This is a genomic window from Rhodococcus zopfii NBRC 100606 = JCM 9919, from assembly GCF_001895025.1.
In the GTDB taxonomy this organism is placed as follows: domain Bacteria; phylum Actinomycetota; class Actinomycetes; order Mycobacteriales; family Mycobacteriaceae; genus Rhodococcus; species Rhodococcus zopfii.
Genome location: NZ_BCXI01000014.1, coordinates 176,818 through 198,286, shown reverse-complemented (window position 1 = coordinate 198,286; position 21,469 = coordinate 176,818). Strand labels below are relative to the sequence as shown.

Genomic DNA, 21,469 nt, shown 5'->3' with positions numbered 1-21,469 from the left:
TGCTTCACCGATCGGATTCTCGGATACGGCGGTGATCCTGTTTCCCTCGATGAGGACGTCGCCGTTCGACAGGTGATCCGAGATCCCGTCGAAAATTCGAACATTGCGGAACAGCAATCTGCGAGTTTCTTCGATGCCGGTCATGCAGCGAACGGTAACACCGGCCGGAATATTCGGCCAGACATTGTCGAACTTCCCAAACTGTGCATTCCGGGTGCCGATTCTCGATGCGTTATTCGGGTCTACGACGAGGATGGGCGCCGGTTGTGGCGGTAGTCGTGTGGGTCGTTCGTGCGGGACACGACATCTCGGGCGCAGATGGGCGCACGAGAGCGGATGTCGTCGGTGGAATCGTCTGGCGTGAGTGCATCTTGCCTGTATATGCGCATTTCCCGGACGTCGGTAGCGACGGAACCGATGGTTCGATGCGCGCCAACCGGAAGCGAAATGCGACAAAACTGCCCCTGTTTGGGGGCTCGCCGTACTATTGCGATCTTGAAGGATCCGGCTGCGCGACGGGGGTCTCCGCTGTCGGTGGAGAAAGACCGCTGAAACGTGCGCGCAGGAGGTACCGACCCTTAATCGAATCCCGTGCCGAGGGGCTCGTATCCCTTCTTTGCATTCCCCGAAATCCAAGTGGCAAATCCGCTCCATTCGCCGACAATTGCGGCGGACTGCATGGATTCGGCCGATCGGTTCATCGGGGTATTTCGATGTCTCGTTGTGAATGTTTCGCGAGCACCCTGCCCTTCCGCAACAGCCGGTGTTCGGCAGGAATTCAGGAATTCGTATTCTGTCCGTGGAACAGGAGGGCAATTGCCGGATGTACACCAGCGTGGAGCTTCGGGGAAGTAGAGGGTTCGAAGCGATCTCGTCGCGCGGCGGACGGAAACGCCTGTGGACACCGGACCCGGACACCTTCGAGTTCCGGATGGAGTCCGCAGACCTCGGGGCTATTTCGGTTGGCCGCATCCGCATTTCGCGACACCGGTGCCCGGCGGGAACAGTGGAGGATTCAGGCACGATCAATCTCCTGCTGATCAGATCCGGAAGCCGGCGCGTCACGATGGGTGACCGGATCCTGAAGGTCGAAGCGGGATGCATGGCAGCGCACGTCGGATGGTTCCGGTACTCGATCGACGACCTGTACGGATCCGATCTGCTGCTCTTCCGCATTCCCCGCGTCGTCCTTCGAGAGCGCGGCGTCGACCTGATCGGGGAAACGGTCACGTTCGGTCCACGCCGTCCGTCGTTGTCCACCCACGCCCTCGACGCACTGGGTCCCGGATCCTGAAGGAACGGGCCCAGGACGGGCTGTCGCCGATTCCGCAGGCCACGGTCGACGCACTGTTCGACCTCGTGGTCGGCCTGCACCACGAAGGTCGTGGATACGGAGGGACATCCGAAGAGCTGGGCGGCAGCGTCGTCGAGCAGGCCATGTTCCTGATCCGAGAGAACTACGCCGACCGCTCGTTGACCCCGTCCTGGCTCGCCGAGCGACTCGGGGTGTCGCTGCGCACGCTTCAGCGCGCCTTCACTGCGCAGGGCACCGGGGTGGCTTCAACGATCACCCAGGTCCGCGCCGAACATGCGTCCGAACTGCTCGCTAATCCCGTGCATCGGCGTACGACGGTTGCGGAGATCGCCGTGCTGTGCGGATTCGGCGCCCCCGGAGACCTGCGCCGCGCGCTGCGGAACACGTTCGACGTCGGTCCTTCGGATCTGCGCGCTCAGACCCCGGGCCTGCGTCACCGCATGACGGTGTGAGGCCGACGGAAGTCAGTCCGCCTGAGCGAACCTGGCGAGCTGCGCGCTGTGGTTGGACGCTTCGAGGCACTTGCCCTGGCGCATCACCTCGGTGACGAGGTGTCGCGCCGCCGGCCGCCACGGCAGCGCGTCGAACTGTTCCCTGCTGTCCGCCGCGGCCGTCCACCAGATGGTCGTCGTCGCGGGCTGGGTGCGGAACCGCAACCCGGGATAGCCGGTCTCGAGACCTCCGACGTCGGTGCCGGCGTCGCGTTCGAGCACGGCGGTGTCGACGGTGACGAACCCGCCGATCCGGCGCTGCCCCTCGGGGGTCGTCTCGACGAACACGCACGCCGTTTCGTACGTGCCCGCGTGCACGCTGCACAGGCGCTGGGTGGTGTCCGCCTCGGAGGTGAACGGCAGGCACACCACGGCCCAGTATTCGCGTTCACCCATCTTCGGGTTCGGCACCGACGACTGCACGTAGTCGCGCAGCCACTCGGTGACCGCCTCGAACTCCGGGTACGTCTCGAGTTCCCGGTACCGGGTGTCGCGCAGCGGAAGGTCGGCTGCGGCGGGTCGCATCTGTCCGGTCACTCGTCGGGATCCTCGTGCACGACGACACGGTACTCGATCCCAGGTCAGAACAGAACGCCCGGATTGAGGATCGCGTTCGGGTCGAGCGCGGCCTTGACTCGCCGCGTGAGGTCCATCACATCCGGTCCGACCTGATCGGGCAGCCACGCCTTCTTCAGCCGACCCACCCCGTGTTCGCCCGTGATGGTGCCGCCGAGACCGATCGCCAGATCCATGATCTGACCGAACGCGGCATGCGCCCGGGCCGTCATCTCCTCGTCGGCCGGATCGAACACGATCAGCGGGTGTGTGTTCCCGTCCCCGGCATGGGCGATCACCGCGACGGTCACCGCGTTCCGTTCGGCGATCTCCGCGATACCCCCGACCAGCGCCGGTAGCGCCGGCAACGGAACCCCGACGTCCTCGAGGAGGAGGCTTCCGGTGCGCTCGACCGCAGGGATGGCCATTCTCCGTGCCGCCGTGAATGCTTCGCCTTCCTCGGGATCATCGGTGTCGAATACCTCGCCGGCGCCGGCGTCGCGGCACGCCAGCACCATCGACGCGATCTCCTCGGCAGCGGCCGCGCCCGGGGCGTCGGACCGTGCGATGAGCATCGCCTCGGTCGTGCGGTCCAGTCCCATGTGCAGGGCATCCTCGACGGCATTGATGGATGCGCGGTCCATGAACTCCAGCATCGCCGGGCGCAGCTTCCCGGTGATCGCCAGGACCGCATCCGCGGCGGCCTGCACGGACGAGAACGTCGCCACCATCGTCGACGCCGGTGGCTGCGGCGGCAGCAGCCGCAGGGTCACCTCGGTGATGACGCCGAGCGTGCCCTCGCTCCCGACGAACAGTTTCGTCAGCGACAGCCCGGCGACGTCCTTCAAGCGCGGCCCGCCGAGCCGCACGACCGTGCCGTCGGCGAGCACCACCTCCAACCCGAGCACGTAGTCCGTGGTGACTCCGTACTTCACGCAACACAATCCGCCCGCGTTGGTGGCGGCATTGCCGCCGATCGTGCAGATCTCGAACGACGACGGGTCCGGCGGATACCACAGTCCGTGCTCCGCGGCGGCCTGCTTGACCTCCGCGTTGAGCAGTCCCGGCTGGGCGACGGCGGTGCGGGTCACCGGATCGACGGTGATCCCGCGCATCTTCTCGGTGCTCAGCACGATCCCGGCGGCGAGGCCACCGGCACCGCCCGACAGGCTCGTGCCTGCCCCGCGCGGCACGACCGGAACCCGGTGCTCGTTCGCCCACGCCAGGGTGGCGGACACGTCCGCGGTGGTGCGGGCCCGCACCACCGCGAGCGGCACGGACGCATCCGGGTCCAGGGCTCGGTCCTGGCGGTACCCGGCAAGGATGTCGGGGTCGGTGAGCAGTGCCCCCTCCGGCAAGAGTCGAGCCAGCACCTCCAGGTCGGCCGTGTCCTGCGTGCCGCTCGCGCTCACGGCGCCGGGCTCAGGTAGCGGGCCCGCAACTTGTGCTTGACGAGTTTGCCGGTGGGGGTGCGGGGCAGATCGTCCGAGAAGTCGATGCTGCGCGGCGCCTTGAACCGCGAGACCCGTTCCCGCACGTAGTCGAGCAGTTCCTGCTCGACCTCCGGGCTCGGCTCGACACCGTCGGCGAGCTGGACCACGGCCTTGACCTCCTCGCCCATCTCGTCGTTCGGCACGCCGACCACCGCGACGTCGTACACCTTCGGATGCAGGGTGAGCACATTCTCCGATTCCTGCGGGTAGATGTTGACGCCGCCGGAGATGATCGTGAACGCGGCGCGGTCGGTCAGGTACAAGAACCGATCCTCGTCGAGATAGCCGATGTCGCCGCTCGTCGTCCACGTCGGATGAGCGGGATGCGTTGCCTCCTCGGTCTTCTGCGGATCGTTGTGGTACTCGAACGGCCGTTCGTCGCGTTCCCACCACACGGTGCCGGTCGCGCCGATCGGCAGCTCCTCGCCCGTGTCGTCGCAGATGCGCACGCGCCCCATGGCACCGTCGCGACCCACCGAACCGGGGTGGGCGAGGGCCTGGGCGGAGTCGATGAACGTGGCGCCGGAGCCCTCCGTCGACGCGTAGTACTCGTTGATGACCGGGCCCCACCACTCGATCATCGCGCGCTTGATCTCCGGCGGGCACGGGGCCGCAGCGTGGATCGCGACCTTCATGCTGGACACGTCGTACTTCGCGCGAACGTCCTCGGGGAGTTTCAGCATCCGCACGAACATCGTCGGCACCCACTGGCTCGCGGTCACCCGGTACCGGTCGATCAGGGCCAGCGCTTCCTCCGCGTCGAACCGGTCCATGAGGATGACGGTGCCGCCGACGGACTGGATTGTCCCGCAGAAACGCAGCGGCGCAGCGTGATACAGCGGCGCCGGGCACAGGTAGACGGTGTCGGCGTCGAATCCGTACATCGGCGCGAAGACGGCCGTGTAGGTATCGGGGATGTCCTGGACCTGTCCTTCGGGCAGCTTCGGCTCGATGCCCTTGGGCCGGCCGGTGGTCCCGGACGAATACAGCATGTCCTGACCGCGCGGCTGATCGTCGAGCGGTGTGGTGTCGAACCGGTCGAGGGCCTGAGCGTAGTCGTCGAAACCGGGAAGTTCGCTGCCGAACACGACGCGGTGGGTCACGCCCGGGTACGCGTCCGGCGCGAGGTCGATCGCCTCCGCGGCACCGGCGGAGGCGATCAGCACCTTCGCGCCACAGTCGTTCACGACGTACGCGGCCTCGGCGGCGGTCAGATGCCAGTTCACGACGGTGATGTAGAGGCCGGTCCGCAGGGCCGCCCAATACACCTCCATCACCCGCAGGTCGTTGTTCGAGATCAGCGCGATGTGGTCACCCCGTTCGAGACCGAGGCTGCGGAGGTACTTCGCGAATCGCAGCGAGTTCTCGTCGAGCTGCCGGTAGGTCAGCGACTCTCCGGTCGCGGGCCGCACGATGGCAGGCTTGTCGGGGCTGACGGATACGAAATTCCCGGGGTACATGCCCATGGTCTACCACACGATGTGGCCTGCGCCACACCCGAGTGGAGTCGTGGTGCCGCGAGAGTCCCACCGCGCATGACGGTCGCGCGTAGGCTCGCCGACACACGGCAGGCCGGAGCGGGAGGAACGAAATGGCGCTCAGTGTCGATCAGGACCGACTGTACTTCGAGTTCCCCGAGGTTCACGCCGAAGCCGAACTGTCCGTGGCGTTCCACCGCACGGTACGTGTCCCGGACGACGGCACCACCTATCCGCTGCCCCCGAGCCTGGGACGATTCCCGCTGCGCGTCGTCGACGACATGGTGGTGTTGCCGATGTGGCAGTCGGAGGCGTGCTGGATCAAGTTCGACGGCCGCTACCCGTTCCTCGTCAAGGTCGGCGTCGGCGAGGTCGACGCGGTGACCGGCGGAAAGTGGTCCGAGGCGCCGGATTTCGAACGGGAGGACTACTTCGAGGTGCCGGAACAGCCGTGGCTCGACGGATTCCACGTCGCCGCGGGGAAGGTCCGGCAGTTCGTGGCGGCACCGCTCGGTGCCGGATACACGGTCGAGGAACAACTCGCCGGCGGGGTCGCGATCGGCGGAGTGCGGATCGTTGCGTACCCGATCCGGGGACCGATCTGGGAGGAGCGCAAGAAGTTCGACGCGCAGCGGCCGATGCGGGCCTTCGGCGCCCCCGAGCCGTCGTCGTCGATGGGGTTCGGTGCCGGAGGGGCGATCGAGCAGGGCGTCGCGACGCCCGTCGAGGAACACGATGCGTGGGACCTCGACCACCATTCGGCGGTTCGGATCGAGCTGGTCAACAGCGACCGGTGGGAAGCACTCACCGGCGCGAAGCCGCCGACCGAACCCGTTACCGCACAGGAATACACCATGCGTGGATACCCGTGGTTCGAGCTCTACGAGGAAACCCCGGCCCGTCAGGGATCCGACGAGTTCGCCGGGGTCGAAACCGTGTCCGAGGTGCGCGCCCGGCGCGGTGAATCCCCGCTGCCCGGCAACGAGCACATCGAGCCGGCGGAACCGATCCGGATCCGCCGCGACCGCCGAACCCGCGACCGCCGCGGATAGACCCGCTACCCTCGTACGACATGGGCGTCACCCAGAGAGTCGACCCCGAACCGCTCGTCGCGGAGCTGCTGGTCCGCGGTCGCGCGGCCGTCGCATTCGATCACGACGACCGCGTCGACGCGCTGCCCGCACGCGTCGTTGCCGAAGGCGAGAGTTTGCGGATAGGACTCCACCCGGAATCCCTCCCGGCGGATGCCGCGTTCGATCGGGTCGCGCTGATCCTCGACGACGGATCGTTCTGGTTCGAGCTGCGCGCGGTGAACCTGCGCGGCCGGATGGTGCGGACCGCCGACGTCACCACGGACGGCCTCGCCTGGTTCGACTTCGAACTGCACCGCGCCACCGGGTGGGACTACAGCACGCTGCACGAGGAGTCGTCGTGACCCCGGAAGATCCCGTCGCCGCCGCATTCTTCGAGCATTCGCTCGTTGCGCGGGTCGCGACCCGGTCGCCTAAGGGGCGGCCCGCCATGACACCCCTGTGGTTTCTCCACGACCGCGGGCGGCTGTTCCTGGCCACCGGACGGGACACCGTCGCGGCCCGCAACGCCGCGGCGAATCCGGATGTCGTCGTGCTGCTCGATGCGGAGGGCAAGGGGCGTTCGGATCACATCCTGCGGGTGCGGGGTCGCGCGACGGTGCACGCGGGCACCCCGTCGCTGCGGGTCCTGGCGTTGCTCGGCCGGCGGTACTACCTCGGCGGCTGGCGCTCGGAGCTCGGGCACCTGCGTCTGTGGCGGCTGCGGACGCGCTACTACGGGCAGACGGCGGGTGCGGTGCTCGAGATCGAACCGCTGAGCGCGGAGTTGCTGCCCCGGCCCTGACAGCCCGAAAGGTCACCCCGGCGAATCTATGCGGGCGGACCGGCGTTCGCGGCCGCGACGTGCCGCAACCACTCGGCGAGTGCTTGGAAGCGCTGTCGATCACGGTGATGGAACACGACTGTGTCCGGGTCGCCGGGAGCCGCGACCCCACCGGCGTTCGCCGCGGTCACCACGCGGATCAGTCCGGCGGTACGGGGCATCGCGGGGCGGAACTGCACATCGGTGACATCACTCAGCCGGATTCGCCGCGGCGTCGGCGACAGCTCGCCCAACGTCCGCGCGACGACTCCTTCGCGCAGGATCCACAGGCGGTCGTCCTGAACGACGATCTGCCCTGCGTAACCGTGGTAGCGATGCAGAATCGCCACCGGATCTGGGGGTGTGCGCGCCGCGGCGGTGCCGAGCCTCGGGACCGTCACCGGGGGGCCGTCGAGCACGACGTCCCCGATCGCCTCGACCGGGGCGACGGATACGGTCACCTCTGCAGACGCCGCGGAGCCTGCGACAGCGCCGCGCGCGGCAGTGACCAGATCGCGTTCGGCCAGGCGCATCACGATCGGCAGCAGGTGGGCGCTCGACCGCCGACCGAGCTGCCCACACCGACGGCCGTCGACCCGGACCTCGACGGCATCGTCCGGCGCGGGGTGCAGGGTGACCATCAGCGCGTACTTGCCGGGCACCTCGACGTAACGGCCGAGGACATCGAGGTGCTCGTTCTCGCCGGTGACCTGAAGGGTGCGGCCCGCAGGCAGCAGCGTGTACTCGGCGTCGGGTGGATCGTTGTACGGGGCGAGCCGAGCCGGGGCCGCCAGCGCGATCGATACGCGGGCGATGATCCGGCCGTCGCGCGCGGGATCGCGGTTGTAGGCACCGGCGTCGGCGGCCCAGATCCGCGCGGGGACCGTCGGGAGGGACCCGCCGTCGACGACTCGTTGCAGCGCAGCCGAATACCGGATGGCGTCACCGTCGGCGAGGACGCCGACGGTGAGTCCGTCGGCCCGCACGCTCACCGCGTGCGGTTCGGGGATCAGCGCGACGGTCCGCTGGATCCGGGCACCTGTGGGAGAGAATGCCGGGCCGAGAACCCGGATGATGTTGTCGGTCCAGGCGAACTCGGCTTCGACCTCGGTGTCGATGCGGTCCGGTCGGCAGCCCCACAGCGGATAGTCGGTCGGCGGCACGGTCATCCGAACTCGACGCCCTGTGCGAGGGGCAGTTCGTCGGAGTAGTTGATCGTGTTGGTGGCGCGGCGCATGTATGCCTTCCAGGAGTCGGACCCTGACTCGCGGCCGCCGCCGGTCTCCTTCTCGCCGCCGAACGCGCCGCCGATCTCGGCGCCCGAGGTGCCGATGTTGACATTCGCGATACCGCAATCGGACGAGGCCAGGAAGCGTTCGGCCTCTCGGGAATCGGTGGTGAAGATCGACGACGCCAAGCCCTGCGGCACCGCGTTGTGCAGGGCGATCGCCTCGTCGAAGTCGTCGTAGGTCAGCACGTACAGGATCGGCGCGAACGTCTCCTCCCGAACCACCTCCGTCTGTGCGGGCATGCGGACCAGCGCGGGGGAGACGTAGAACGACTCGCCCGGGCCGTCCACGCGTTCGCCGCCGGTGACGCGCACACCGCCGTCGAGCTCGGCGCGTTCCAGCGCCTTGCGCATCGCCTCGTGTGCGCGACCGGAGATCAACGGGCCCACCAGGACTCCCTCGTCGAACGGGTCGCCGACCCGCAGACCCGAGTAGGCAGCCGCGATGCGGCGGACCAGTTCGTCCGCGACGGACCGGTGCACGATGAGGCGGCGCAGCGTCGTGCAGCGTTGCCCGGCGGTGCCGGCGGCGGCGAACACGACGGCCCGCACCGTCAGATCCAGGTCGGCCGACGGAGCGACGATCGCGCCGTTGTTTCCGCCGAGTTCGAGCAGGACCCGGCCGAAACGCGCCGCGACCCGCGGGCCGACGATGCGGCCCATGCGCACCGACCCGGTCGCGCTGACCAGCGCGATCCGAGGGTCGTCGACGAGAGCTTCGCCGACCGCGGCGTCCCCGAGAAGCACGTGGTGCAGTGCATCCGGTGCGCCCACGTCGGCGGCCGCGCGGCGCAGGAGTGCGTCGCAGGCCAGCGCCGTCAACGGAGTCGTTTCCGACGGCTTCCACACCACGGGGTCCCCGCACACCAGCGCGATCGCGGTGTTCCACGACCACACGGCGACCGGAAAGTTGAATGCGGAGATCACGCCGACGACGCCGAGGGGATGCCAGGTTTCCATCAGCCGGTGCCCGGCGCGCTCCGACGGCATCGTGCGGCCGTAGAGCTGACGCGACAGACCGACCGCGAAGTCGCAGACGTCGATCATCTCCTGCACTTCGCCGAGCGCCTCGGAGGTGATCTTGCCGGCCTCGAGGGTGACGAGCTCGGCCAGATCGGCCTTGTGCTGGGTGAGGAGCTCCGAGAGCCGGCGCACGAGCCGGCCCCGTGCCGGTGCCGGCACCGCGCGCCACATGGTGAAGGCATCGGCGGCCGCGGAGACGGCGATGTCGAGGTCGGTGGCGGTGTGGGGGTGGAGACGAGCGAGCTCGGTGCCGTCGATCGGTGTGGTGACGACGAGCGAGCCGTCGTGGGCAGGCGGTGGGGCTCCGCAGCGCTGCAGCGCCTGCGAGGCGCGGTCGGCGAGGTGCGCGCTCGGCTGCGGTGCGCTCGGATGCGGTGCACGTGTGTTCACGGGTGCTGTCCTTCCGTGCTCGGATAACCTGCGCTGGTGCCGGAATCCTCGAGAGAATCCCTGGACGAGATCGATCGGTTGTTGTTGCGCGAGCTCGTCGCGGACGGCCGGGCCACGCTGTCGGCGCTGGCGGACAAGGCGGGTCTGTCGATTTCGGCAGTGCAGTCGAGAGTGCGCAGGCTCGAAGCGCGAGAAGTGATCCGCGGATACTCGGCGGCGGTCGACCCCGAGGCGCTCGGGCTCATGCTGTCGGCGTTCGTGGCGATCACCCCTCTCGATCCCTCGCAGCCGGACGACGCTCCTGCCCGGTTGCGGCACATCGACGCCATCGAATCCTGTCACTCGGTGGCCGGCGACGAGAGCTACATCCTGCTCGTGCGTGTCGGTTCGCCGCGGGAACTCGAACATCTGCTGCAGCAGATCCGCGCGACCGCGAACGTCGCAACCCGCAGTACCGTCATTCTCCAAACATTTTACGATCGGTAGGCTCTTCTCGAAGATATTCTCCGGTTGTAAGGTGCTGACGGAGTAAAGATTCTGGCGTAGCCTCTGGGCATGAGCACTGCAGTCCGAAACCCGGGCGGTGCCGAAAACCTGCCGCCGAACCGGGTACACGACACCCTGCGCCGCCACATCCTGGCCGACGGGTTCGATTTCGTCCTCGACCTCGACAGGTCAGCGGGGCTGCGCCTGGTCGACCAGCGCGACGGCGCCACCTACCTCGACATGTTCGGGTTCTTCGCGTCCTCCGCCCTGGGCATGAACCATCCCGACCTCGTCGGCGACGGCGCGTTCCTCGACGAGCTCGCCGCGGTGGCCGTCAACAAGCCCAGCAACTCCGACATCTACACCGTGCCGATGGCCCGGTTCGTCGACACGTTCGCACGGATCCTCGGCGACCCGGCGCTGCCGCACCTGTTCTTCGTCGACGGCGGTGCGGTCGCCGTCGAGAACGCGCTCAAGGCGGCGTTCGACCGGTCGAGCAGGCTCAACGAATCCCGCGGCCGCGACCCGCGGCTCGGCAGCAAGGTGCTGCATCTGACCGAGGCGTTCCACGGCCGTACCGGGTACACGATGTCGCTGACCAACACCGACCCCGTCAAGACCGACCGCTACCCGAAATTCGACTGGCCGCGCATCGACGCGCCCTATCTGAGCGACGGGCGGGACGTCGCTGCCGCCGAATCCCGGGCACTCGCGCAGGCCCGCCGCGCCTTCGCCGAGAACCCGCACGACATCGCGTGTTTCATCGCCGAACCGATCCAGGGCGAGGGCGGGGACCATCACTTCCGCCCCGAGTTCTTCCAGGCCATGGCGGAACTGTGTCACGACAACGATGCGCTGCTGATCTTCGACGAGGTGCAGACCGGTGTCGGAATGACCGGCACCATGTGGGCGTACGAGCAGATGGGTGTCGTCCCGGACATCGTGGTGTTCGGCAAGAAGACACAGGTGTGCGGCATCATGGCCGGTCGTCGCCTCGACGAGCTCGCGGACAACGTCTTCACCGTCAGCTCACGCCTGAACTCCACGTGGGGTGGCAATCTCACGGACATGGTGCGGGCCCGCCGCATCTTCGAAGTGATCGAACGGGACCGGCTCGTCGATCGGGCCCGGCTCACCGGCGCGCACCTGTTGTCGGCGCTGCGGCAACTCGCCGACCGGCATCCACAGATCACCGATGTACGCGGACGCGGCCTGATGTGCGCGATCGATCTGCCGTCCCCCGACGAACGCAACGCCGTCCTGACGCGCCTGTTCACCGACGAGCACGTCCTCATGATCGGAACCGGTTCGCGCGGAATCCGTTTCCGGCCACCGCTGGTCGTCACCACCGCCGAGCTCGACGATGCGGTCGGCGCGCTGGACCGGGTGCTGTCCCGCAGGTGAACACGGCATCGCCCGTCACGTGGCGTTCGCCTCGAGATGCTCGAGGACTGCGAGGACCCGACGGTGGTCCTCCGGCTCCGGATGAAGACCGAGCTTGAGGAAGATCGATCGGATGTGCGCCTCCACGGTGCGTTCCCCGAGGAACAGCGTGGCGCCGATCGCGCGGTTGGAGCGACCCTCGGCCATGAGCGCGAGCACCTCACGTTCGCGAGTCGACAAGTCGTCGATCGGCCGCTTGCCGGGGTGCGGGCGGGACACCATCCGGCTCACCACGCTCGGGTCGATCGCCGACCCGCCGTCGGCAACCCGGTGCAGGGTGTCGATGAACTCGTCGATGTCGGCGACCCGGTCCTTGAGCAGGTAGCCCAGCCCACCGGCCCCGTTCGTCAACAGATCCATCACGTATTCGGATTCGACGTACTGCGACAACAACAGCACCGACGTCTCGGGGAACTCGGAGCGGATGGTTCGCGCCGCCTCGATGCCCTCGACCGTGTGCGTCGGCGGCATCCGGATGTCGACAACCGCGATGTCGGGACGGGTCTGCGCGACGAGCGTGAGCAGCTCGGACGCATCGCCGGCCTCACCGACCACCTCGAGGCCCTCGTCGCCGAGCAGGCTGCGGATGCCCTCCCTCAGGAGCACCGAGTCGTCGGCGAGGACCACCCGCAGCGGACACGACCGGTGCCCGCGGGACCCGGAACGCCGCAGCTCCGCGCGGTTGGGTTCGCGCCACAGCTGGGTTCGTGCGCTTTCGCTGCTGTCGGTCTGTGTCGCCGCTCGCGCCGCGTCGGCGAAGGCGCGGCACGACGGGTACCGATCGGCCCGATTCTTCGCGAGTACGCGCGCGACGACCGCGTCGAGTGCGACCGGAACGTCGGGACGAACCTCGCTGGGGTGCGGGATCGGGCTCCGGGCGTGTCCGTGCCACAGCTGCGGCAGCGTCTCACCGGGATACGGGGGCCGGCCGGTGAGCAGGTGGTAGAACGTGCACCCCAGCGAATACTGGTCCGCTCGGTGGTCGAGGACGACCGCGGTGTCGAACTGTTCCGGCGCGGCGTTCTGCAGGCTCGCCGCAAACATTCCCGTGCGCGTCAGCCGTCCCGTCTCGTCGAGCGCCTTCGCGATACCGAAATCGGTGAGCAGCACCCGCTCCGGCTCGTCCTCGGCGATCGGGTCGGCGATGAGGATGTTCGCCGGCTTCACATCGCGATGCAGCACACCTGCCCGATGCGCGAAATCGAGAGCCTTCGCCGTTTCGGAGACGATGTGCACGGCCCGCTCCACCGGGACCGGTCCGGCCGCGATCAGGTCGGCGGCCGTGACACCGGGGACGTACTGCATCGTGATCCACAAGCGCCCGTGCTCGCGACCGCGATCGTAGATCTGCACGATGTTGTGGTGCTCGAGTCGCGTGACGTGCGCTGCCTCCCGATCGAACCGCGACGCGACGTACTCGTCCGAGGTCAGCCCCGGATGCAGCACTTTCAACGCGACCTTGCGCGGCAGATGCGGATGCACGGCGAGATATACGCGGCCCATACCGCCGATACCGAGCAGGCGCTCGATCGTGTATCCCGCGAAGACCGTGCTCGGACCGAGTTCGTCGTGTTCGTCCACTGCCCGTACTCCCTGACGAGGACCCAGAATCCATTCAACGCCATCCGGTCCGGCAGCGGAACCGGCATGCGTCCGATCAGGTGGTCGGGACGGTGCCGAGCGGCAGGGTCACCGCGATGGTCGTGCCCCGATCCGCTGGGCTGTGCAGCACCAGATATCCGCCGAGCGCGGCCGCACGATCGGCCAACCCGTCGAGTCCGCTGCCCGCGGTCGGTTTCGCTCCGCCGCAACCGTCGTCACGGACCGTCAGGGTCATCTGCTCGTCGTCCCGTTCCAGTTCGATGTCGACCACCGACGCACCCGAATGCTTCGCCGCATTCGTGACTGCCTCGGCGGTGATCAGATACACGGCCAACTCGATCGCGGCCGGCAGCCGTGTACCTATCCGATCCTCGATGCGGACGGGGAGCGGCGCCCGCTCGGCGAGCGATTTCAGCGCCACCACCAGCCCCCGCTCGGTCAGTACCGGCGGATACACGCCGCGGGCCAGCTCCCGCAGCTCGACCAGGGCATTGTCGAGCTCGGCGACCCCGTCACCGAGCAACTTGCGCAGATCCATCTCGTCGTCGGCGCGCTGCGCGCGGCGCAACAGCAACGACGCCGCAACCAGGCGCTGCTGCGAGCCGTCGTGCAGGTCGCGTTCGAGACGTCTCCGTTGCATGTCGCCTGCCGCCACGATCCTCTCCCGCGACCGCCGCACCTCCTCGAGCTGTTCGCGCAGCGAGTCCCGGAGTCGCTCGTGATCCAGCGCGACGATCGTGGCGCTGCGCACGGCCGCGAGCAGTTCCGGTTGAGCCTCCAACGTCGCGTCGTAGACGATCGCACCGACGGGCCGGCCCTCGCGCTCGACGATCGTTGCTGCCCGCGACCGGGAATGGCGAGGCAGCTCACGTGGGATTCCGTCCGCGTCCAGATAGCACCCGTCCTCGGGGGAATACGTCCACAGCACCAGGCTGGGATCGCGCACCGCGCGCCGCAGCGCATCCACGAAGCCGACATCGAGTGGAACGTCGCCGATCTCGACCATCGCGTCGCTGATCGCCGCACGTGCCAGCCGGTAGCGCACCAACCCGATCGCAACGGCCAGCGGGAACAGCGCGGCACCGGGATAGCGCAGATTCAGGATCCAGATGTACGGGGACCCAGGCACCCGGATCGCGGTGGACAGGATCGCCACCGTCACGAGCCCCGCGACCGCGTACGCGACCGCGAGCGGCGCGAATCCCGCTCGGTAGGCGGGAGTTCCGCGCCGCCAGCGCACCGTCACAACCCCGACGACGGCGGCGACCAGCACAACTGCGCCGGCGCCGACCACCAGTTGGAGCGGGTCCGCCAGCCGGGGATCGTGCCGGATCAGCAGCAGGTTCGTAGACGTCGAGGGGAGCAACGTGACGGTCGCTCGCGGATCGACGAACATCCACTCGGTGATCACACCGACGGTCGCGAGGAACCATGTCGCGCCGATGAACCACTTCTCCCAGCGGTGGTCCAGCCGGCCGGTGGGGAATCCGATCACCGCCTGCAGCAGCAGCGGCAGATACATGTTCGTCGCAACGACCCCGATCGTGAACAGAACCGGATTGCTGGAGCGACGCAGCCCGCCGAGCAGCCACAACAGGCCCGCCGCCAGAATCAGCGGACCCGTCAGGTCGTGCGGGCGAAACTGCCACGCGACGGCTCCGGACACCACGAACGCCAGGCCCGCACCCAGGAACAGCACCAACTCGGTGGTGCCGAACACCGGCAGGAACGGACCCTCCGCGGCGGCGAACGCTTCGCGGGGCCCGAGCAGCAACGCCCGCGCCGGATCCTGCCGGGCCGTGGGGGACCAGTCCACCGACGCCACGACGGCCACAGCGAGAACGAGGGACAGGGCGATCAGGATCGGGATTGCTCGACGACGCACCATCGGATCTCCTCACCGAACCGTTTCAGTGTCCTCCCGGCCCGGTCGCGGGCACCACCGTGGAGGCACGGAACCGGAATCCGTGCCGGCACTGGGCGGAAATGCCGGGTCAGCACGGATTCGTCGAGGCCCGGATCGGCGGAGAGTTCTCGTCGTAGCCGGAATCACCGGAACGACCGCGGTAGCGGAAGCGCCGCAGAACGAAGGAGTAAGACAATGCCGTTGGATCTGATCATCGGGAACTTCCTGGCCAATCTCTTCTGGTTGCTGTTCAGCGACGCAACCATCAAGCACGACGTCCGCGTGCTCGAACCGTGAGGAGGCCGCTGTGACACTCTCGACCGCCGCCACGAACGGTGCACGGATCGAAACCGTCTCGTCCTCGGACAACGGGACGGACGTCGTCACAGGGTTCCCGGAACTCCCCGGGCGGTGGGTTTCCACCGCCCGGGGGAGGTTCCGGGCCCGGATTTCGGCCTGCAGTCGACATCCCGTTGCCTGGATGCACTCGGCGATCACGCGAAGGCGCGGCGTTGTGGGTCGGACGCCGGTCTGCGCCGACGATGTCCTCGCACGTCTGGGTGAACTCCCGGTCAGTGAGTGGACCTACGGATTCGACCACCGCAGTGTTCGGCATCTCGGGCCGATGGCCCAGGATTTCGCAGCTGCGTTCGGACTGGGCTACTCGGACCGCAAGATCGCGGTCGTCGATGCCAACGGCGTTTGTATGGCCGCCATCCAGGCGCTCTACCGCAGGGTGGTGATCCTCGAAGAAGCACGCGGATCGGACATCGAATCCGCTTCGTGAACCGGTTCCGGACAGGCGCGGCCGTATGGGGGCGGCCGCGCTTGACCGGATGCTCGATCCCGCGCACCCTCGGTGTCGTGAGCATCAAAGTCGATCTCGCCGCGCTCGATGCGGCCCTCTCGGACTTCGGATACGCGTATCTGCTGACCACCGGCGCCGACTTCCGACCGCACGCGGTCGCGGTGACGGCCGTGTGGAACGGCACCGATCTGACCGTCGGCGAACCCGGCCGGCGCACCACCACGAACATCGGCGTGCACCCGGCCGTGTCCCTGGTGCACCCACCCGCAGAACCAGGTGGCTATTCGCTGATCGTCGACGGTGAGGCCGTCCTCGACGACGGCGCGCTGCGGGTCCGGCCGACGTCGGCGGTGCTGCATCGCCCCGCAACGCCGGACACCCCGCCGCAGAATCCCGGGTGCACCGCCGATTGCCGTCCGCTTACCGGGTAGCGGTGTCGCGACAGGCCGTGGCTGGGTGTCCGTCCGATGTCCGGCCGCGTAGTTTGTCCTGCATGACAGAAACAGTGGGAGAAGACGCAGGAGAGGAATCGACGTTCGCGATACCGTCGCTGGCCAACCTGCGGGACATCGGCGGCTGCGCGAGCCGATTCGGCGGAGAAGTGCGCACCGGAGTGGTGTTCCGCTCCACCGATCTGAGCCGCCTGACCGACACCGACCGTGAGACGCTCGACGCCCTGCAGATCACCACTGTCTTCGATCTGCGGACCGCCGCCGAGATGGAACGGCGCCCTGACCGCCTGCCGGACGGTGCCGTCCATGTCGGGCTCGACGTCCTCGCCGACCGCGAGGACGCGTCCGTCGCGGCGGCACTGCCGGAACTCGTCGCGAATCCGGAGGTCGTCGCGAAGGAGTTGTCGGACGGTCGCGCCGAGCAATACCTGCTGGGGAGCTACCGCGACTTCGTCTCGATGTCCAGTGCGGCCGTCTCCTACCGGCGTATGGCCACCGGGATCGCGCATGGCGAGGTTCCGGCGCTCGTGCACTGCAGCGCGGGCAAGGACCGGACCGGATGGGCCGCCGCGTCGCTGCTGCTGTTCGCCGGTGCCGACGAGGACGACGTGTTCGCCGACTATCTGCGCACCAACGATCTGCTGCTACCGACGTTCGAACCGCTGTTCGCGAGGTTCCGCGAAGTCGGGGGCGATCCCGCTGTACTGATCCCGCTGCTCGGCGTGCAGCGCAACTACCTCGAGGCGTCGCTCGACGAGGTCACGAACCGGTACGGCACCATCGAGCAATACTTCGCGGAAGGACTGCGCCTCGACGACGACACGCTCCAGGCATTGCGGTCGCGGCTGATCGACACCGAGAGTCGGACCGCGCAGCCGTCATCGCCGGTTGGATGACGAATCAGCGCCGAGGCTTGATCGCCCCCGCCACCCTCGGGCGAACACTGCCCTCGCGCGGTACCTCGGACGCCAGCCCAACGCGATGTAGGGCGCCGCACCTGTCTGTTGCCGAGTGCCTCACCCGAGTGGGGATCGACGATGCTGGCCGTCACCCCGCCGCCTCCAACGCCGCGAGGTTCTCCTCGAGGTTGCCGAGCAGTCGCTGCAGGTGCGCGACGTTGCGCCGACAGCCGATGAGTCCGAACTCCAGGCTGTCGCCGTAACTGAGCACCGTGATGTTCAGGGATTGCCCCTCGATCGGCATTGAGACCGGATACCAGCCCTGCAATCCGGCGTCGCGCCAGTACAGCCGTTCCCGCGGGCCCGGCACATTCGAGATCACCACGTTGTAAGGCGGCGGTACGGCAGCGCCGAGGCCGGGAACCGCGGACAGTCCGCTCGGCCCGATCGAGGTCAGGGCGCCGATCGCCGACAGCTGCAGCGGACTGCGGCCGTACATGGTGTCCTTGGCCACGCGCATCGAAGCCTGGATCCGGCGCAGTCGTTCGACCGGATCGGCGACATCGGTGGCCAGCCGGCACAACACCATCGTGACGGCGTTGCCGTCACCGTCTGTGCGGGGTAGCGCCACCGGCACCGCGGCCACCAACGACTTGGCCGGCAATCGACTGCCGTTGCTCAGATACTCGCGCAGCGCGCCCGAGCACATCGCCAGCACCACGTCGTTCAGGGTGGCGTCGAACCTTTCGGCGACCCCCTTGATCCGGTCGATCGACCAGGACTGCGCCGCGAACCGGCGGGCACCGGTCAGCGGCCGGTTCAACACGGTTCTGGGCGCGTCGAACGGCAGCGCGCCGTCGGGATGACGCAGCCCCTTGACCGCAACCCCCGCGAGAGTGGGCACCAGGCCTGCGACGTTCTTCGCCAGCGCCCCGGCCCGCAGCCACGGCGCGGCCGGCGCAACGGCCGGTGGATCCAGCGGAAGGGCGGGCCGCGGGCTCGGGGACCACAGTGCGCGCAACTCGCCCGTCGGCTCCGCGGACAGCATCCGCATCGTGTTGCGGACCGCGTTGACCCCGTCGGTGAGCGCGTGGTGGACCTTGGCGTACACCGCGAACCGGTTGTCCTGTAGCCCCTCGATGAGGTGGAACTCCCACAGTGGCCGGTGCCGGTCCAGCAGACTGCCGTGCAGCCGGGACACCAACGCCAGCAGTTCCCGAACCCGGCCCGGCCGCGGTAGCGCCGAGTGCCGGACGTGGTATTCGAGGTCGATCGCGTCGTCGTCGACCCACCGCAGCGCACCCACCGGACCGGGCCAGGCCGGCTTGCGCCGGTACATCGGTGCCAACTCGGTGCACTCGAGCAGTTGTCGATACAGCTGCTGGACGTGATCGGCCGGGGCGTCGTCGGGCAGCCGGAAGATGTGCAGGCCGCCGACATGCATGGGGTGCTCGCGCGTTTCGGTGGCCAGGAACATGGCGTCCATGGGCGGGATCACAGTCATGGTCGGCCCACCTCCGGTGCGGTGCGGCGTCGGGAATTCATCGAGATGAGCGCCACGATCCGGCCGATCACGCCGTCGGCGATGTCGTGGCCCATTCCGGCAACGGTCACGTGGTGGGCCTCGGAGATGGCGGCCGCGGTGGCCACTCCGCCGCTGGGGTGCACGATCAGGTCGCGGTCGCCGTGGATCACCACGGTCGGTGCCATGACGTGACGCAGTTCGGAGGTCCGGTCGCCGGACTTGAGGATCGCGTTGATCTGTCGCGCCACGCCGGACCCGGCGATCGGACCCGGTCCGCGTTCCCACGCGCCGGCGGCGTAGTCGACGGCCGCTGCCTCGTCGAAGGGAAACCCCCGACCGGCGATGTGTCGCATCAGATCGACGTGCCGGGTGATGAAATCCTCTCGAGTCCGCGCCGCCGGTTTGGCAAGCAGTCGCCGCGTCGACAGTGCCGGCTGCCCAACCCTCGTCGACCCCGTGGTGGAGAAGATCGACGCCAGCGACGCGGCCCGGCTCGGAAAGCGTGCGGCGACGGTCTGGGCGATCATCCCGCCCATCGACATGCCGACCAGGTGCGCGCGCTGCACGCCGAGGTGGTCCAGGAGACCGACGATGTCGGCGCCCATATCGGCCAGGTCGTAGCCGTCCCGGCGGGGCCGGCCCAGCATTTGGCGCAGTATTCCCGGTGGTGTGGTGGTCGCCCACGTCGAACGCCCGACGTCCCGGTTGTCCGGCAGGATCACGTAGAAGCCGCGATCGACCAGGCCGTCGACCATCGGCGTGGGCCACGACGTCAAGTCCAGGGTGAGCCCGGCCACCAGCACCAGTGGCTGCCCGGTCGGGTCGCCGGAGGTGCGATAGCAGACGCGGGTTCCGTTGCGCAGCAGGCAGAATCGGTCAGTCATTCCTGCACCGCCCCGGTGCTCGCGTGGACCCCGGCCGAGCTCGTCAACGTCAGGTGGGGGTTGATCACGGAATCATCGCGCAGCAATTTCACGTCGGTGTGGTAGCTCATCGACGTCATCCACGGATGCCCGGCGCCCTGACGCGGTAGCTGGGCGACGGCACGCTGAACGTAGCCGGCAGAGAAGTCCATGAACGGGCGCGTCTCCATGTCCGGGTCGTCGCGCTCAGGACGGGCGGTGTCGTAACCGTGGGCGTCCATGTGCGCCAGCAGCCGACAAAAATGCTCGCACAGCAGACCGATCTTCAGCGTCCACGACGAGTTGGTGTAACCGACGGCGTACGCGAAGTTCGGGACGCCGGACAGCATCATGCCCTTGTAGGCCACGGTGTCGGGGAGATGGACCGGCCAGCCGTCGACCGTCAGCGACATCCCGCCGAAGGCCTGCATGTTCAACCCGGTCGCGGTGACGATGATGTCGGCGTCGAGTTCCCGCCCGGACTCCAGCCGGATACCGGTCTCGGTGAACGTCGCGATCCGGTCGGTGACCACCGAGGCACTGCCGTTGCTGATCGCCGCGAACAGATCCGAATCGGGTACCGCGCACAGCCGCTGATCCCACGGGTTGTAGCTCGGGCTGAAGTGCTCGTCGACCGGGTAGCCCGCCGGCAATTGCTTGGCGTTCAGCCGCCGGATCAATCGCCGGGCCACGGCGGGGTAGTTCTGACAGAACTGGTACACACATCGCTGTTTGACGATGTTCTTACGCCGCGCCAACGCGTAACCCCGCTCGTCGCCGAGCAGGCGCTTGACGGCGTTGGCGAACCTGTCCTTGGACGGCACCGACATGATGTAGGTCGGTGAGCGCTGCAGCATGGTGACGTGCCCGGCCGTCTCGGCCATCGCAGGCACCAGTGTCACGGCGGTAGCGCCACTGCCGATGACGACCACCTTCCTGCCGGTGTAGTCGAGGCCCTCCGGCCAGTGCTGAGGATGCACGATCTGGCCTTCGAAGCGCTCGCGGCCCTCGAAGTTCGGGGTGAAGCCCTCGTCGTAGCGGTAGTAGCCTCCGGCGCAGAACAGCCAGTTGGCACTGATCTGCACCACTTCGCCGGTGTCGGTCCGCTCGATGTCGACGATCCAGCGCCCGTCGGAGCTGCTCCACGCCGCCCTCAGAACCTTGTGGTGGAACCGGACCTTCTCGTCGATGCCGTTCTCGGAGGCCGTCTCGCGCAGGTAGGCCAGGATCTTGTCAGCGGTGGCGATCGCGTGCTCGTCGCGCCACGGCTTGAACTCATAACCGAAGGTGTGCAGGTCGGAGTCCGAGCGGATGCCGGGGTAGCGGAACAGGTCCCAGGTGCCGCCGGTGGCGGCGCGCGCCTCCAGAATCGCGTAGCGGCGGTCCGGATGATGCTGCTGCAGGTAGTGGGCGGCGCCGATGCCGGAGATTCCGGCGCCGACGATCAGTACGTCGAGGTGTTCGGGATGACCCACGAGTGTGACTCCTAGCGGTGGTGGTCGAGCGATGTGTCGATCGTC

Annotated in this window: 20 protein-coding genes; 10 read left to right on the top strand and 10 right to left on the bottom strand. The window is 68.1% G+C overall.

Annotation, left to right across the window (positions count from 1 at the left end):
• Positions 1-1,102 precede the first annotated feature (1,102 nt).
• Positions 1,103-1,294, top strand: coding sequence for a hypothetical protein (locus RZ1_RS31830; protein WP_372481610.1), 192 nt, complete (start codon positions 1,103-1,105; stop codon positions 1,292-1,294).
• Positions 1,295-1,359: 65 nt separating this feature from the next.
• Complete coding sequence (locus tag RZ1_RS30475; protein ID WP_169917898.1) at positions 1,360-1,767, top strand: helix-turn-helix transcriptional regulator; 408 nt, start codon at positions 1,360-1,362, stop codon at positions 1,765-1,767.
• Between the two features lie 12 nt (positions 1,768-1,779).
• On the opposite strand, the gene RZ1_RS10905 is transcribed toward RZ1_RS30475, so the two are convergent.
• From RZ1_RS10905 to RZ1_RS10895, 3 genes are read right to left on the bottom strand one after another with little or no spacing between them, the layout of a single operon-like run.
• The gene (locus tag RZ1_RS10905; protein WP_238071757.1) at positions 1,780-2,343 is read right to left on the bottom strand and encodes a hypothetical protein; all 564 of its coding nucleotides are present in this window, start codon (positions 2,341-2,343) and stop codon (positions 1,780-1,782) included.
• Positions 2,344-2,387: 44 nt separating this feature from the next.
• Positions 2,388-3,773 (bottom strand): FAD-binding oxidoreductase, encoded by a 1,386-nt coding sequence (locus RZ1_RS10900; protein ID WP_072811682.1) that lies wholly within the window; start codon positions 3,771-3,773, stop codon positions 2,388-2,390.
• Positions 3,770-5,314, bottom strand: a complete 1,545-nt coding sequence (locus RZ1_RS10895) for an AMP-binding protein (protein ID WP_072811751.1) — start codon at positions 5,312-5,314, stop codon at positions 3,770-3,772. Before RZ1_RS10895 ends, RZ1_RS10900 begins: the two co-directional genes overlap by 4 nt.
• Positions 5,315-5,445: 131 nt before the next feature.
• Between RZ1_RS10895 and RZ1_RS10890 the strand changes: the two genes are divergently transcribed.
• The 3 genes from RZ1_RS10890 to RZ1_RS10880 are packed head-to-tail and all read left to right on the top strand — an operon-like array spanning position 5,446 to position 7,207.
• Positions 5,446-6,384, top strand: coding sequence for a hypothetical protein (locus RZ1_RS10890; protein WP_072811680.1), 939 nt, complete (start codon positions 5,446-5,448; stop codon positions 6,382-6,384).
• A gap of 20 nt (positions 6,385-6,404) precedes the next feature.
• Complete coding sequence (locus tag RZ1_RS10885; protein ID WP_072811678.1) at positions 6,405-6,767, top strand: hypothetical protein; 363 nt, start codon at positions 6,405-6,407, stop codon at positions 6,765-6,767.
• Positions 6,764-7,207, top strand: a complete 444-nt coding sequence (locus RZ1_RS10880; protein WP_072811677.1) for a pyridoxamine 5'-phosphate oxidase family protein — start codon at positions 6,764-6,766, stop codon at positions 7,205-7,207. The genes RZ1_RS10885 and RZ1_RS10880 overlap by 4 nt, the downstream gene beginning before the upstream one ends.
• A gap of 26 nt (positions 7,208-7,233) precedes the next feature.
• Here RZ1_RS10880 and RZ1_RS10875 read toward each other — a convergent pair whose 3' ends face one another.
• Both RZ1_RS10875 and amaB read right to left on the bottom strand, forming a co-directional pair.
• Positions 7,234-8,394, bottom strand: a complete 1,161-nt coding sequence (locus RZ1_RS10875; RefSeq protein WP_072811675.1) for a DUF4429 domain-containing protein — start codon at positions 8,392-8,394, stop codon at positions 7,234-7,236.
• Positions 8,391-9,926 carry an L-piperidine-6-carboxylate dehydrogenase gene (gene amaB / locus RZ1_RS10870; RefSeq protein WP_072811673.1) on the bottom strand — a complete coding sequence of 512 codons (1,536 nt, stop codon included), beginning with the start codon at positions 9,924-9,926 and terminating at the stop codon, positions 8,391-8,393. The genes RZ1_RS10875 and amaB overlap by 4 nt, the downstream gene beginning before the upstream one ends.
• A 36-nt stretch (positions 9,927-9,962) precedes the next feature.
• Between amaB and RZ1_RS10865 the strand changes: the two genes are divergently transcribed.
• Positions 9,963-10,412: an Lrp/AsnC family transcriptional regulator gene (locus RZ1_RS10865; RefSeq protein ID WP_072811670.1), complete on the top strand. Its 450-nt coding sequence runs from the start codon at positions 9,963-9,965 to the stop codon at positions 10,410-10,412.
• A 69-nt stretch (positions 10,413-10,481) separates the two neighbouring features.
• Complete coding sequence (lat, locus tag RZ1_RS10860) at positions 10,482-11,816, top strand: L-lysine 6-transaminase (RefSeq protein ID WP_072811668.1); 1,335 nt, start codon at positions 10,482-10,484, stop codon at positions 11,814-11,816.
• Between the two features lie 15 nt (positions 11,817-11,831).
• On the opposite strand, the gene RZ1_RS10855 is transcribed toward lat, so the two are convergent.
• Positions 11,832-13,436, bottom strand: a complete 1,605-nt coding sequence (locus tag RZ1_RS10855; protein ID WP_083583629.1) for a protein kinase domain-containing protein — start codon at positions 13,434-13,436, stop codon at positions 11,832-11,834.
• A 76-nt stretch (positions 13,437-13,512) separates the two neighbouring features.
• On the bottom strand, positions 13,513-15,345 hold the full coding sequence (locus RZ1_RS10850; protein WP_072811664.1) for a sensor histidine kinase: 1,833 nt from the start codon (positions 15,343-15,345) through the stop codon (positions 13,513-13,515).
• A 532-nt stretch (positions 15,346-15,877) separates the two neighbouring features.
• Here RZ1_RS10850 and RZ1_RS10845 point away from each other — a divergent pair.
• The 3 genes from RZ1_RS10845 (at position 15,878) to RZ1_RS10835 (ending at position 17,519) form a co-directional block, all read left to right on the top strand.
• The gene (locus RZ1_RS10845; protein ID WP_238071758.1) at positions 15,878-16,150 is read left to right on the top strand and encodes a tail fiber domain-containing protein; all 273 of its coding nucleotides are present in this window, start codon (positions 15,878-15,880) and stop codon (positions 16,148-16,150) included.
• 77 nt (positions 16,151-16,227) lie between these two features.
• Complete coding sequence (locus RZ1_RS10840; RefSeq protein WP_072811748.1) at positions 16,228-16,602, top strand: pyridoxamine 5'-phosphate oxidase family protein; 375 nt, start codon at positions 16,228-16,230, stop codon at positions 16,600-16,602.
• Between the two features lie 62 nt (positions 16,603-16,664).
• Positions 16,665-17,519: a tyrosine-protein phosphatase gene (locus tag RZ1_RS10835; RefSeq protein WP_072811663.1), complete on the top strand. Its 855-nt coding sequence runs from the start codon at positions 16,665-16,667 to the stop codon at positions 17,517-17,519.
• Positions 17,520-17,670: 151 nt separating this feature from the next.
• Here the strand turns inward: RZ1_RS10835 and RZ1_RS10830 are convergent, their stop codons facing one another.
• The 3 genes from RZ1_RS10830 to RZ1_RS10820 are packed head-to-tail and all read right to left on the bottom strand — an operon-like array spanning position 17,671 to position 21,424.
• Positions 17,671-19,026, bottom strand: coding sequence for a WS/DGAT/MGAT family O-acyltransferase (locus RZ1_RS10830; RefSeq protein ID WP_072811661.1), 1,356 nt, complete (start codon positions 19,024-19,026; stop codon positions 17,671-17,673).
• Positions 19,023-19,931 carry an alpha/beta fold hydrolase gene (locus RZ1_RS10825; protein WP_072811659.1) on the bottom strand — a complete coding sequence of 303 codons (909 nt, stop codon included), beginning with the start codon at positions 19,929-19,931 and terminating at the stop codon, positions 19,023-19,025. The genes RZ1_RS10830 and RZ1_RS10825 overlap by 4 nt, the downstream gene beginning before the upstream one ends.
• Positions 19,928-21,424, bottom strand: coding sequence for a flavin-containing monooxygenase (locus RZ1_RS10820; protein WP_139281805.1), 1,497 nt, complete (start codon positions 21,422-21,424; stop codon positions 19,928-19,930). Before RZ1_RS10820 ends, RZ1_RS10825 begins: the two co-directional genes overlap by 4 nt.
• Positions 21,425-21,469: the final 45 nt, after the last annotated feature.